Source organism: Pseudorhodoplanes sp., assembly GCA_032027085.1.
Classification (GTDB): Bacteria; Pseudomonadota; Alphaproteobacteria; order Rhizobiales; family Xanthobacteraceae; genus Pseudorhodoplanes.
This window is the reverse complement of sequence record JAVSMS010000001.1, coordinates 4,125,533-4,138,632: the sequence shown is the minus strand read 5'-3', so window position 1 is coordinate 4,138,632 and position 13,100 is coordinate 4,125,533. Positions and strand designations below refer to the sequence as shown.

Sequence of the window (13,100 nt, the reverse complement as noted above, 5' to 3'; positions counted from 1 at the left end):
GAGCACGAAGCGCCATTGACCAAGATCATCACCCTGACCGCGAATCCGGCCATCGATATTTCAACGAAACTAGGCAAGATCGAGCCATTCACCAAATTGCGCTGCGCGCCGGCACGCCGCCATCCGGGCGGCGGCGGGATCAATGTCGCCCGCGCGGTGAAGCGGCTCGGCGGCGAGGTCGCGGCGATTTATCCGGCCGGCGGAATTGCGGGCGGGTTGCTGCGAAGTCTGGTTGATCAGGAGGGGGTGCAGAGCCTGGTCATTGCCGCACGCGAGGAGACCCGGGAGAATTTTACGGTCTTTGAGGACTCGACCGGCCGGCAATATCGCTTCCTGTTGCCGGGGCCGGCGCTGAGCGAGGCGGAAGCGGACGAATGTCTATCGTGGCTTCAGAGTGCCGATCCTGCGCCCGACTTCCTGGTCGCCAGCGGCAGCCTGCCGCCGGGGCTGCCGGAGGATTTCTTCGCACGCGCGACCGACATTGCCAAAGCCAGGGGCGCGAAGGTGGTGGTGGACAGTTCGGGCGCGGCGCTGAAGGCGGCGGTGGCGCGCGGCATCTATCTGATTAAACCGAACAGGCGCGAATTCTGTGAACTGACCGGAGAGACGTCGCGCGACGACGCGGCCCTGGTGCGCGCGGCGCGCAAGCTCATTGGCGCTGGTCTCGTCGAGCTGATCGCGCTCACGCGCGGGCCGGAGGGCGCGCTGCTGATCGGCCGCGACCGGGTCTGGCGCGCGGAGGGTTTGCCGATCGAGGCGGTGAGCGTGGTGGGGGCGGGCGACAGCTTCACCGGCGCGATGGTCTTGGCGCTGGCGCAGAACAAAAGCCCGGACGCAGCGCTCCGATACGCGGTGGCGGCCGGCTCGGCGGCGCTCCTGAGTCCAGGGACCGAACTCTGCCGGCTGGAGGATGTCGCGCGCCTGCTGCCGCAGGTCGTGGTGCGCGAGGCCGCGTTTCCGCCTTTGCGGGCATAACGAGTCTTCGTGCGACGCATGAAGCGGTTGAGATTGTGAGTCAGTCCTTGACCGCAAGCGAATCGCGGGACTCGGGTTTTGCGTATCGCGTTACCAGAAGCGGCGGAAAGCCGTGGGCTTGTCGATAAAGTAAAAGGCAGCCAGCAGCGCGCAGAGGATGACGATGCCCAGCGCGTAGACGCCATATTCGAGGAGAGTTGTCGGCGGCTCCGTCGGTAGCCCCCTCGGCGGCCTCTTGGAAATACCCTGGGGCGCTTCCTTGGACGCTTCCTTGGCCGTTTCCTTGACCATTTGCTTGCGCAGTCTCATCGGAGGTCTTCAGTGGCGGGGGGCTGTTCGAAGGATGAAAGCCTCACAGAGGCGCGCGGCCGCAGCCATGACGCGGATGCGCACAGCGCGCACATGCCGCAGGGAGCCGGGCGGCATCCCCGCACCACGCGATGCTTCATGCGGCCTATGAAGTGATTCAGAGTTTGATTCAAGAAAAGCAGCTTAGAGCGAATTCCAATCAACTCGGATCAGCGCGTTCGCTCCTATGCTCGGGTCGGCGGGCGGCCGAACCCGAGTACGGAATGAAGGGAGTTGGCGGCGCCCCGCGCTTCTGCCGGTTACGCCCGCAGCCCGACAAAGTCGCGCAGCGTTCTCACCGTGGCCTCGGCCTCCTTCACTTCCTCGGTGGTGAGCACGGCGGTCTCGCCGGAGCGTCGATGCAGGACGCTGTGATAGATCGATGCGCCGGAGAGGCCGTCTTTTTCCGATTTCACCGCGATGTCGTCGATATCGGCAAGCGGAAACGTGAGCGGCTTCCTGTTCCACAGCAGGATCCTATGCTGCAGCAGCGCCACGCCGGCGTCCTTGTCGAGTGTCAGCGTTGTCGAACCTTGCTTGAGCACGAGTTTGTGCGAAGTGCTTTCGATATGGGCCATGCCAGTCTCCCAGCTTGGTGTCCTCAAGATATCATAGAGCAGACGCGCGGACCTCACATTGCGACCCACCGCCGCGCCGGACTGTCAGCGCAGGAAGCCGCGCATGATCGCGATCGGCAGGCGCGCAAAATCCGGCGGAACGAAACGCTCGCGCCGATGGCCGGTGGCCCACTTTTTGATGGAGCCGATCTTGGCCTTGCGCGCCTTGTCCTCATGGACCTTCTCGTCAGACGCCTTGGCGGTCGCACCGGTCGTGACCGGCGGCACCTGTTCCAGCGTGGCGAGCTCGATCTTGCGCAGCTCGTGTTGCCGCAACGTCTCGCGGATATCGGCCTCGAGGTCGCCATAGAGGCGGTCGCTGCGTTCCTGTGCGACGTGGTAGCTCGCCGCGGCAACGCCCGTGATCGTGGCAACCACCACCAGCAGCAAGGGTCCGACAATCGGCATGAGCGATGAACGCGGGGACAAGGCGGATGTTCCACGGCCTGCAAGTGTACAATTGAGGATTCTGCACAGCGCCGCCGTGGGTCGCGTGACACTGCTCCGCTAAGGTTTGCGCATGCTCCATGATCGCGCCGGCGACGCGGGGTCGCGGCGGGCCGCCAGCAAAAAAGCCCCGCCGTTCTACGGCGGGGCTTCGCACTCGCGACCTATTCAAGACATCAATATTTTGAGCCTGACGGACTTTGCGCCGGGCGGTTTTGCGGCGTCGAGTTCCGACCGCCTGGCGCCTGCTGCTTGCCGGCGTCCGGCTGCCGCTTCATCTCAGAGCCTTGCGGCTGCTCACTGCCGCCGCTTCCCGTGGTGCCTTGCTGCGGCTGCGCGGGCTCCTGCGACTGCTGGCCACTGCCGCTGCCGGTCGTGCCCTGCTGCGACCGGTTGGTGTCAGGCTGCTGACCTTGCTGCTGCTGGCCTTGCTGTTGCGCACCCGGCTGCTGCGATGACTGCCCGCTGCCCGTAGTGCCTTGCTGCGCTTCGCCGGACACGTTGATGCGGCCCTGCGCGCCAAGCGCGGTCACCGTCCTTGCATCGATCTGGCCGGTGGCCTGCAGACCTTCGCGCCGCTGGAAGGAAATCAGTGCTTCGCGCGTGCGCGGCCCGAAGACGCCGTCGACCTCAACCGAGAATCCGCGATCGACCAGCACTTGCTGCAGGATGCGAATCTCGTCTGGCGGCAGTTCGACCACCGTCGCGCTGGTGCTGCTGCCACTGGCGTGGCCGCGTCCCACCGGGACCACCGCGACGATGCGGCGTTCGGGCGTGAGGATGATGATCTCCTCCTCGACCACCACATATTTGTGTCCGCGCCAGGCCGGGTTGATCTCGATCAGCGCCGGCGGGACGTCGACGAAGTGCACGTGGCTCGGCACCACGGTGCCCACGCGGACGGCGAAGTCGACATTCCTGACGCGCGGAACATCGGAGCTTGCGAGAACCGTCTGCTGGATGCGCGTGCGCTGCTGATTGTTGAGCGTCACGCGGCCCTGCGCATCGCTTTGCATATTCGCCTGACCGCCCTGCTGCTGCTGCGGTGAACGGTCCTGCGCACGCTGATCCTGCTGCTGCTGATCCTTGTTCTGCTGCGTCTCCTGACGCTGCCGGTTCTGATCACGCTGGCTCTGGTCACGCTGGCCTTGCTCGCGCTGGCCCTGGTCACGCTGTCCCTGACCGGTGGTGGCGCGTTCCTTTTTCTGATCCTGCTTGCGGTCTTGCGCGCGCTGCTGATCCTTCTTCTGCGGATCGGCCTTCTGCTGCGTCTCCTGACGCTGCGGCTTGCTGTCGCTGTCGCGCTGGCCCTGACCGGTGGTGGAGGGGCGTTCCTGCTTCTGCTGCGCACGGGGCGCTTCGCGGGATTCGCCGCCCTTCTGCTGCATCTCGCGCGCCGCGCCGCCGCCGCGCTCCTGCGCCTTACCGCTTTCGCCGGCCGGAGCCTGCGAGCGCTCGCCGGCGGCGCCGGGCATCTGTTTGTCGCCGCCGCCGCTCGGCGATGACATTTGCGCTGCCGCGAGCGTCACGCTGGCGAAAAGCGCAGCCGTACCTAACAATGCTGCCTTCTTCATGTGAGGGCCTCCGTTTATGTCGTATCATGTGGTTCCCATCGGGAAGTCATACGCGCGATGCGTTGCTGCATGCCGCGCCTGATACAAAACGTTTGGCGGCAGGCAGCGTTCCCGAACCATGCCGGATTGCGAATGTTGCGGCGCATACAGAGGCGCGCGTCATGAAGAACAAGGTTCCTGCCGGGAAATCGCGGCAGGAAAAAAGTCCTTGACAGGGTGACCCTGCTCTGATAGGGTTTGCGCACACTCCACAAATGCGCCGGTGACGCCGTGGCTTTCCAAGCCGCGGGCCGCCGGCGTTTGCATTTTCAGCCCTGCATGCAGGGAAAACCCGGAGGCAAAGCCGACATGCGACGCAAGGAAATTCCCGAGGCTCTGTTGCCGCAGGTCGTAGAGGACGTCGAGGCGGGACAGACACCCTATGAGACTCTTGCCGCCCGCTGCGGCATGTGCCGCGCCACGTTCGTCAGGCGCATCCGCGAAATCGGCGCCGTTCCGAAGCATGTCGATCGTCTCGGACGAAGGTTCATTCCCCGCAAGCCGAAGCCGGCACTGCCGCCCAGTCCGCACATGATGGTGAGTGCGGCGCTGCAGCCTGTCGCCAGCGACCGCGAGCCGGCCGAGACCGCAGCCTTGGCACTGCGTCTCCGCCGCGAGATCGATCACCAGCTGGAGTCGATCGAGCGCATGCGGGACAGCACCGATGCGGCCGGTTACCAGCGGCTGCTGGTGGTGAGCCGCATGCTCACCGGGCTTTCACGCACGCTGCAAGCCGCCATGCGCGCCGAGCAGACGCAACCGCTGCCGCAGAAGGAATATGACTTTGTCCGGGACTATGACGAACTGCGACGCGATCTTCACTCGCGGCTGGATGCTCTTATCGCCGAGCAACAGAACGAAATTTCTGGCTGACCTTGATCCGAACAGACTTCATCACCTGGAGCGCAAGTGGGATGTGCTCGCGCATCGTCACCAGAGGCCGCCATCAATCGATGCGCCCTGGCTGACCTGGCTGCTGCTGGGCGGACGCGGCGCCGGAAAGACCCGCGCCGGCGCGGAATGGGTGACGGCGCAGGCGCTCGGACTTCCGCCCTTCGCCGAACGCGAGCACCGGCACATCGCGATCATCGGCGAAGACGCGCATGACGTGCGCGAGATCATGATCGAAGGCATCTCGGGGCTGTCGCGCGTCAATCCCTATTGGCCCGCCCCGTGCTGGATGCAGCAGCGCAAACGTTTCGAGTGGCCGAATGGATCGGTGGCCTCCGCCTTCTCCGCCGACGACCCCGACTCCCTGCGCGGGCCGCAATTCGAGGCGGCCTGGCTCGACGAGCTCGCCAAGTGGCGTCATGCCGAAGCAACCTTCGACATGCTGCAATTCGGACTGCGCCTTGGCGAACGGCCGCGGCAGGTGATCACCACCACGCCGCGGCCGATCCCGCTCCTGAAGAAGCTGATCGCCGATCCGCGCACGGCGGTGACGCGGGCGACGACGCACGACAATGCCCGCTTTCTGGCGCCGGCCTTTGTCGACACGATCCTGCAACGCTATCAGGGCACGCGGCTGGGACGGCAGGAGATTCTCGGCGAGCTGATCGAGGACCGGCCGGACGCGCTGTGGCCGCGCGCGCTGATCGAAGCGGCGCGGGTGAATGCGGCGCCGCAGCTTGCGCGCATCGTGGTCGCGGTCGACCCGCCGGCGTCGTCAAGCAAGGGCGCCGACGCCTGTGGTCTCGTGGCCGCCGGGCGCGCGGAGAACGGACTGATTTATGTGATCGCCGACGAGAGCGCGTCGGGGCTGTCGCCCGCGCAGTGGGCGGCGAAGGCGATCGCGCTGTGGCGGCGGCTTTCGGCCGACGCGCTGGTGGTCGAGGTCAACCAGGGCGGCGACATGGTGCGCGCGGTGATTTCCGAACAGGATCGCACGGTGCCGGTGACCGCGGTGCACGCGAAGCGGGGAAAATGGCTGCGCGCCGAGCCGGTCGCGGCCCTGTACGAGCAGGGCAAGGTGAAGCATGCGGGATCGTTTCCCGAACTCGAAGACGAGATGTGCGATTTCGGGCTCGATGGTTTGTCGTCCGGCTGCTCGCCCGACCGGCTCGATGCGCTGGTCTGGGCGGTGACGCATCTGAGCTTCGGGGCGGGGCAGGGGCCGCGGATCAGGACGTTATGACGCGCCGGAACGCGACGTGAGATTGCGCACGATCGCAAGCGCGGCGGCGCCGGAGCAGTCTCCAGATCTGACCTGGTTGTCGGCCTGCAGCAGAAGTTCGGTCATGACCGCAAGGATTTGCTCGTCCGTCTGCACGATGCCGGCTGCGTCAAAGTCTTTCCGGACCTTGCCGAACACGTCGCCGCCTTCGGGATCGAGTGTGCCCACAGCAAGGGCATCCGAATACGCCTCTGCGTCCGTATCGGAAAGTCCCAGCTTTTCGGCCGCCCACATGCCCAAGAGCTTGTTGCGGCGGATGGTTCTTTTGAGTTCATCGAGGCTGCTCATTCGCGCCTCTCGATCCTGGTTGGTGCGCGGCAGGGCGATGTCTTTGTTGGCAGAACAACAAGGCAATTTTAGCGCTCTCGACGGGCTGAAGCGGAGACGGCGCCTTACCCGACAGCGGCAAGATGGTCGCCCAAACGCAGGCCCCAGGCATAGATGGTCAGCGATGGATTGACCCGACTTGCGCGCGGCAGTGCGCTGCCGTCGCCGACATAGAGGCCCTGCATACCGTGGACCTTGCCGTGCGGGTCGATCACCGATGTCCTGGGATCGCTGCCGGTCACCATGCTGCCCAGCGCATGCGCAGTGCCCGCCATGCCCATGTATTTCTTGAAGCCGACCAGGCCCGCGTGCAGCAGGCGGTCGATCCAGGCATCGACCAGCGCTTTGTGCTCTTTCCTCGCTGTCTCCATGCGGTCGAGGCTGTAATCCATGACCGGTTGCCCGCCCGGGCCGCCTGAGATGATGCGGTTATGTGGAGTGGAGGAGTCCTCCGTGGTGGCCCAGAACCCGATTGCGCGCTGGCCGAGGAATCCGTCGAGAAAGCGCGGCATCTCCGGCGGCACCTGCGTGGCGAGAAGCTCGCCGTCGATCCAGCCGAGACACTGGATCGAGGAATGCGGGAACCTGTCGTTAAAAAGGATGGCCGTTTTGCGCAGCACATCTTCGTCCTTGAACGGCGAGAAGCCGAGCACCGCCGAGTTGAGGTGCATCTTGAAATTTGCGCCCACCAGGTCGCTGCATGGCAGCGTGAGTCCACTCGCACGGAGATAGTCCTGGAGAATGCGCGGGCTTGTCATGGCACCGGCGGCCAGCACGACTGCTTCCGCTTCATGCGCCGAGCCGTCGGCGCATTTCACACCGATGATTCTGCGCGGATCGCTTGGCTCGGCAACAAGCTCGGACACCGGAACGCCGGCGATGAGCCTGAAATTCGGCTTGTCCCGAATGTGGTCGATCAGGTTGCGTTCCGAATCCGACTTGTAGCCTGAGGGCGACGCAAACCCGTCGAAATGCTTCGCCTCCTCCGGATTGGAGAGAACGTCCTTCGACAGGCCGAGCGGCAGCGGCTCGAGTTTCCAGCCCGGATCGGCGGTCGTGATCCTGTCGAGCAATGCCTGGAGTTCGGGTTCGTTCCTGAACGTGGTGATCCTGAGAAGTTCGCTCGCCTGATCGTAATAGGGCTCGAGCTCCTCGTAGCCGAACGGCCAGCCCAGCAAGTCAAAGTCCGGCTCGGCCTCGAACTCGACGGGCCGGAAGCGGAGCAGCACCGCACCGTACCATTTGGTCTTTCCGCCCACGTTGTAGAACTCGCCGGGGACGAACTCGCCTCCGTTTCCGTCGCGCCAAACGGTATGGTTCTTGAATACGCCGTCCACGAACACCTGTCTGACGCTCAGCGTGGAAGCGTTGCGTGGAAGAAACGGACCCTGCTCGATGAGGAGCACTTGCTTGCCGGCCGTCGCCAGTTGATAGGCGACGCCGCCGCCGCCCGCGCCGCTGCCGATGATGATCACATCATGTTTCGCCGTCATGGTTCTCTCCGCCATCAAGAGCAGACCAGCGCGCCGCGTCAAAGGCGCAGGCAAAATCCCGGAAGTCCGGACGATAGCAAGGTTGCCGATCCTATCTCCAATGCGTAGTTTTGTCTTTCGCAAGTGGCCGTAACGCGTGTCCCGTTACGACACGACCCGCCAGATGGAGCGCCACGCATGTCGTTGCAGAACAAGGTCGCGATCGTCACTGGCGGCAATAGTGGAATCGGTCAGGCGATTGTTCTTGAGCTGGCACGACAAGGTGCCGCCGTTGTCATCGACTATGTGGTTCACCCGGAGGCGACGGAGGCGCTGGAGCGAGAGGTCGGAAAGCTGGGCGCTCGCTCCGTTGGCGTCGAAGCCGACATCAGCAAGGTCGCCGACCTGCAGAAGCTGGTCTACACTGCCGTCAGTAAATTCGGGCGGCTGGACATCATGGTCAACAATGCGGGTATCGAAACCCGCACCTCGGTCCTCGATACCACCGAGGATCAGTATGAGCGCGTCCTGGAGGTCAATCTCAAGAGCGCGTTCTTCGGCACACAGATCGCTGCAAAGCAGATGATCAAGCAGGGTGGGGGCGGCCGCATCATCAACATTACATCGGTGCATGAGGACTGGCCGATGCCCGGCAACGCCCCCTATTGTCTGTCGAAAGGCGGGATGCGGATGCTCACCCGCACCGCCGGAGTAGAACTCGCACCCCACGGCATTCTGGTTGTCGGTGTGGGCCCGGGCGCGGTGGCGACGCCGATCAACCTCAGCACGATGGACGATCCGGCCAAGCTCAATCGGCTCAACGCCGCAATTCCGCTCGGGCGCATGGCGCGCCCTGAGGAGATCGCCAGCGTGGTTGGCTTCCTCGCCGGCAATGGCGCGAGCTATCTAACCGCCACGACCATTTTCGCAGACGGCGGCCTCATGCAAGGCAGCGTTGGCCTTTAGGGGCGGAGGCACGGTCGTGCGAACGCGACCTGCGGCGTGTCCTATGTTGGACGGCAGACGATCTCGATCGGCGCGATCACGCCGCTGTTGAGCAGGGCGACCATGTTGCCGATCTTCTGCGGCGCCGAAGGTCCCATGATGATCTGCAGGCCGAGCGGGGGAGGGCCGCTCTCCGCCATGCGCGCCTGCATCCGGCGGAAGAAGTCGATTGCGAAATCGCGGCGGTTGCGCTCGTGCAAGATGGTGAATCCGGCGGCGGCGAGCAGCGTCCGGTAGGTGTCCGCGCCGGCGATGAAGTTCGTCTCCGGCGCGGCGGACCAGGGAACGGGATAGACGAATTCGCCCTCGCTCTCGCGCATGATGTCGTAGATGCCGAACGGCGCGCCGGGCCTGAGCACGCGGCGGACTTGCGCGAACAGCGCCGCCTTGTTCTCGATATTCATGCCGACATGCAGCATGTAGGCGCCGTCGAAGCTCGCGGGCGGGAAGGGCAGATCGAGCGCGCTGCCCTGGCGGAACGACACGCGGTCGTCGAGTCCGGCGCGGCGCGACAGCGACCGCGCCACCTCGACATATTCGTCGCTGAGGTCGATGCCGGTGACATGACAGCCGTGATGCTGCGCGAAATAGCGCGCCGGCCCGCCGATGCCGCTGCCAATATCGAGAAGCTGCATGCCGGGACGCGCGCCGAGCGCCTTGGCGAAATCCGCGGTGGCCTCGCGGCCGCCGATGTGAAATTCGTCGGCGGGTGCAAGATCGTCGGCGTTGATGCGCGCCGAATCCTTGCCGCTGGCGGCAAGAGCCTGGAGGATGGCCTGCTCCAGTCCGCCGTGACGATAGTGACGGGCAACGGAATGTTCGAGAGTCATCGGAGCAGCCTCGCGTGCTGGCCGGTCCTGCATGGAAATCTAGCAGCACCGCCGCGAAGAGAAAAGCAGGGGCATCGCTTTCGCCGGGGCCGCCGGCTTGACGGGCAAGGCGTGCGCCCCGACACTGGCGCGCTTTTCAAAAAACCGTCACCAGCCGAGGGAGATGTGGCATGGATTCCACCCGCCGCGGATTTCTCGCCGGCGCTTCGCTCACCGGCGCCGCGGCGCTGACGCCGGCTCACGTGCAGACAGGACGCGACATGCATAACGGAATGAGTGCGCAGGATGTGCGCAAAGCTCTCGACCTTTCGCCGAACGCGACCTGCGGCTATGTGCGGGTGACCTATGTGGCGAAGAACGAGATCGCAGCGGGCGGGATGCAGCCGCCCTTCGCCGACAAGCGGCCGGTGGGATCGGGACTTTACTTCATGGTGACGCCGGACGAGCCGGTGAAGCTGCACCGCATCCGGAACGACCAGTTCTATCATTATTACATGGGCGACCCGCTGGAGGTTCTGCTGCTGCGCGGGGAGGGCGAGCGCATCGTCATGGGGCCGGATCTGCGTGCGGGCCAGCACGTGCAGTTTCTCATTCCCGGCAACACCTTTCACACCGCGCGCGTGATCGGCACGCGGCAATGGTTTCTCGGCGGCTCGACCGAATGGCCGGGCGTGCTGCCGGAAGATGTGGAGCTCGGCAAGGCGGAGGAGCTTGCTGCGCAATTTCCCAAGATTGCCGACGACATCAAACGGTTCCCGCTGTCGGCAAAATAATTTTTGCGGAACAGGCGTGCGCTCTTCACGTTGTTTCGTCGGAGATATGGCGGACACATGAGGAGCTGAACCATGCCGGTTATTCTGTGGTTGCTGGGCGTCCCGCTCAGTATTGTCGTGATCCTGGCGCTGGTCGGCGTGATCTGACCGGCTGCAGGGAAAGTGAATCGAAAAGCCCGCTGCGTGCGGGCTTTTCTTTTTCATGCAAGGGCACGATTGATTTCCTGTCGAGCACGACTTGATCAAACCGGACTGGGAATGGGTGGTGTTACCCGCGCGGTACTCGCGTTGTGATCTTGTACGTTGGCGGGAACAATCCCTGTAGGCGATCTATTGCTTTATTATGACCAATCGGCTGTCAGGCTGGAACAATTGCCAGCGCCAAACATGCAAGGCGTGCGGCGTTGCCGACAAGTTTGATTTTAATGTACCGCAGGACGTATGGTGCGCGGTCGTCCCGCATCACTTACAAAGCTACGTGGTTTGTCTGGGCTGTTTTGACGACTTCGCGCGCGACAAGGGCGTGAATTACGCCACGTCCTTGCGCACGATATACTTCGCTGGCGATCAAGCCGTCCTGCGGCTTGATGTTATGTCGATTACTTAGTGCAGTTGCCGGCTTTGTCCTTCGCTAGGCACTCGTTACAGAGTTCGCCGCCGGCCGGTTTGGTGGGCCGTTCCTCTGACTCGGCTAGAGTTGGCCAATTCGAACAATTCCGGCACCAGTGCCACGTATCGCCGCCCTTACGTCTCCGGTAGGCCATTTCATCCCTCCTCGTTTGGATGAGGCTGGCAGTGATACACGCAAAGGTCGTCTTTTTATACGTAAGCAACCATTACGTTACAATATTACCATATGTTGTGGTGGGGTTGCAGCGGATCGCTGCGAACGTGCGGTCAATGTCGCTATGGCCCAAGCCGACGCGTTGACTATAGCGGAACGCGATAGATAAATGGGAAAATAATCCTTGACAGCGTGCGTCTGCTGCGTTAGGGTTGCGGCATTCTCCACAAATGTACCTGATGAATCTCCTCCGCCTACATCGTGAGGAGCGCAGCCTCATTGCTAGTGTGATGTTTATGGGTTCCCGCTTGCGCGGGAACGACTCGGAGAGAATGGCAAGGTATGGGTCCCCGCTTTCGCGGGGACGCGCCACAGATTGTGGACACGCATCGCCACAGATTGTGCGTCGCCGCTGCTTGTTGACACGCATCGCCACAGATTGTTGGCGCGCGTCGCCACGGCTTGTTGACGCGCCGTCACGCATTCTCGGCCCGCCTCTGAGGACGAGGGCGGAAGGGATGACATCGACATGATCAGCTATTTCAAATCGCTCTTCCGCGCGCCGGAGGCGAAGGCCTCGCGCACGGCGCAGATCGTCGCGCTGCAGGGCGCGGGCCGCGCGCGCTGGACGCCGCATGACTACGCGGCGCTGGCGCGCGAAGGCTACATGAAGAACGCCATCGTGCATCGCGCGGTGCGGCTCATCGCCGAGAATGTCGGCTCGGTGACCTGGCTTGCCTTCGAAGGCGAGGCCGAGCGCGACACGCATCCGCTGCTCGATCTGCTGCAGCGGCCCAATCCGCGCCAGGACGGCGCCGCGTTCCTCGAGAGCGTGACCGCGCATCTCCTGCTCGCCGGCAACGCCTATATCGAAAACGTGTCGCTCGACGGAACGTTGCGCGAGCTGCATGCGCTGCGGCCCGACCGCATGCGCGTCGTGCCGGGCGCCGACGGCTGGCCGCAGGCGTATGAGTATCATGCCGGTGGCCGCAGCGTGCGCTTCGCGCAGGACGCGCCGCTGCCGCCGATCCTGCATCTTCTGCAATTTCATCCGCTCGACGACCATTACGGCCTCTCCGCGCTGGAAGCGGCGGCGATCGCGGTCGACACGCACAACGCGGCGGCAAGCTGGAACAAGGCGCTGCTCGACAATGCGGCGCGGCCCTCCGGCGCGCTGGTCTATGCGGGGCCGGACGCCTCGCTCCTCACCGACAACCAGTTCGAGCGGCTGAAGCTCGAGCTCGACGAACATTATCAGGGCGCCAAGAATGCCGGCCGGCCGATGCTGCTGGAAGGCGGGCTCGACTGGAAGCCGATGTCGCTGACGCCAAAGGACATGGATTTCCTCGACGCCAAGCACAACGCCGCGCGCGAGATCGCGCTCGCCTTCGGCGTGCCGCCGATGCTGCTCGGCATTCCCGGCGACAACACCTACGCGAATTACCAGGAGGCGAACCGCGGCTTCTTCCGCGCCACCGTGCTGCCGCTGGCGCAGCGGCTCGGCGCTTCCATCGCGCAATGGCTGCAGCCGGCTTTCGGCGAGGTGCGGCTCGTGGTCGACACCGACCGCATCGAGGCGCTGTCGTTCGATCGCGCCGCGCTCTGGGAGCGCGTCAGCGCGGCGCCGTTCCTGACGGTGAACGAGAAGCGCGCGGCGGTGGGCTACGCGCCGGTCGAGGGCGGGGATGTGTTCCAGTAATTCCTTCTGCTTCGCCATCTCAACGCATGAGGCGGTG

Annotated in this window: 14 protein-coding genes; 7 read left to right on the top strand and 7 right to left on the bottom strand. The window is 64.2% G+C overall.

Going from position 1 to position 13,100, the window contains the following annotated elements; genetic code table 11:
* Positions 1-15: 15 nt before the first annotated feature.
* On the top strand, positions 16-975 hold the full coding sequence (locus tag RO009_20270) for a 1-phosphofructokinase family hexose kinase (GenBank protein MDT3687372.1): 960 nt from the start codon (positions 16-18) through the stop codon (positions 973-975).
* Between the two features lie 90 nt (positions 976-1,065).
* Here RO009_20270 and RO009_20265 read toward each other — a convergent pair whose 3' ends face one another.
* The 4 genes from RO009_20265 to RO009_20250 all read right to left on the bottom strand — a co-directional run bounded on the left by RO009_20265 (position 1,066) and on the right by RO009_20250 (position 3,961).
* Positions 1,066-1,284: a hypothetical protein gene (locus RO009_20265; GenBank protein ID MDT3687371.1), complete on the bottom strand. Its 219-nt coding sequence runs from the start codon at positions 1,282-1,284 to the stop codon at positions 1,066-1,068.
* A gap of 299 nt (positions 1,285-1,583) precedes the next feature.
* Positions 1,584-1,901, bottom strand: a complete 318-nt coding sequence (locus RO009_20260) for a hypothetical protein (protein ID MDT3687370.1) — start codon at positions 1,899-1,901, stop codon at positions 1,584-1,586.
* An 84-nt stretch (positions 1,902-1,985) separates the two neighbouring features.
* Positions 1,986-2,369 carry a hypothetical protein gene (locus RO009_20255; protein ID MDT3687369.1) on the bottom strand — a complete coding sequence of 128 codons (384 nt, stop codon included), beginning with the start codon at positions 2,367-2,369 and terminating at the stop codon, positions 1,986-1,988.
* A gap of 194 nt (positions 2,370-2,563) precedes the next feature.
* Positions 2,564-3,961 (bottom strand): peptidoglycan-binding protein, encoded by a 1,398-nt coding sequence (locus RO009_20250; GenBank protein MDT3687368.1) that lies wholly within the window; start codon positions 3,959-3,961, stop codon positions 2,564-2,566.
* A gap of 348 nt (positions 3,962-4,309) precedes the next feature.
* Between RO009_20250 and RO009_20245 the strand changes: the two genes are divergently transcribed.
* Positions 4,310-4,873: a hypothetical protein gene (locus RO009_20245; protein ID MDT3687367.1), complete on the top strand. Its 564-nt coding sequence runs from the start codon at positions 4,310-4,312 to the stop codon at positions 4,871-4,873.
* Positions 4,833-6,134 carry a terminase family protein gene (locus tag RO009_20240; protein MDT3687366.1) on the top strand — a complete coding sequence of 434 codons (1,302 nt, stop codon included), beginning with the start codon at positions 4,833-4,835 and terminating at the stop codon, positions 6,132-6,134. The genes RO009_20245 and RO009_20240 overlap by 41 nt, the downstream gene beginning before the upstream one ends.
* Here the strand turns inward: RO009_20240 and RO009_20235 are convergent.
* Positions 6,129-6,461: an ATPase inhibitor subunit zeta gene (locus RO009_20235; GenBank protein ID MDT3687365.1), complete on the bottom strand. Its 333-nt coding sequence runs from the start codon at positions 6,459-6,461 to the stop codon at positions 6,129-6,131. The genes RO009_20240 and RO009_20235 overlap by 6 nt on opposite strands.
* Before the next feature lie 104 nt (positions 6,462-6,565).
* Positions 6,566-7,993: a GMC family oxidoreductase gene (locus RO009_20230; protein MDT3687364.1), complete on the bottom strand. Its 1,428-nt coding sequence runs from the start codon at positions 7,991-7,993 to the stop codon at positions 6,566-6,568.
* 177 nt (positions 7,994-8,170) lie between these two features.
* Here RO009_20230 and RO009_20225 point away from each other — a divergent pair, with 177 nt between their 5' ends.
* A complete protein-coding gene (locus RO009_20225) occupies positions 8,171-8,938 on the top strand; it encodes a glucose 1-dehydrogenase (protein ID MDT3687363.1) in 768 nt (255 codons plus the stop codon).
* Positions 8,939-8,979: 41 nt separating this feature from the next.
* Here the strand turns inward: RO009_20225 and RO009_20220 are convergent, their stop codons facing one another.
* Positions 8,980-9,807, bottom strand: a complete 828-nt coding sequence (locus RO009_20220; protein MDT3687362.1) for a class I SAM-dependent methyltransferase — start codon at positions 9,805-9,807, stop codon at positions 8,980-8,982.
* 170 nt (positions 9,808-9,977) lie between these two features.
* Between RO009_20220 and RO009_20215 the strand changes: the two genes are divergently transcribed.
* From RO009_20215 to RO009_20205, 3 genes are all read left to right on the top strand, one after another.
* Positions 9,978-10,580 carry a cupin domain-containing protein gene (locus RO009_20215; GenBank protein ID MDT3687361.1) on the top strand — a complete coding sequence of 201 codons (603 nt, stop codon included), beginning with the start codon at positions 9,978-9,980 and terminating at the stop codon, positions 10,578-10,580.
* Between the two features lie 343 nt (positions 10,581-10,923).
* A complete protein-coding gene (locus RO009_20210) occupies positions 10,924-11,187 on the top strand; it encodes a hypothetical protein (GenBank protein MDT3687360.1) in 264 nt (87 codons plus the stop codon).
* Between the two features lie 706 nt (positions 11,188-11,893).
* Positions 11,894-13,063, top strand: coding sequence for a phage portal protein (locus tag RO009_20205; protein ID MDT3687359.1), 1,170 nt, complete (start codon positions 11,894-11,896; stop codon positions 13,061-13,063).
* The last annotated feature ends 37 nt before the right edge of the window (positions 13,064-13,100 follow it).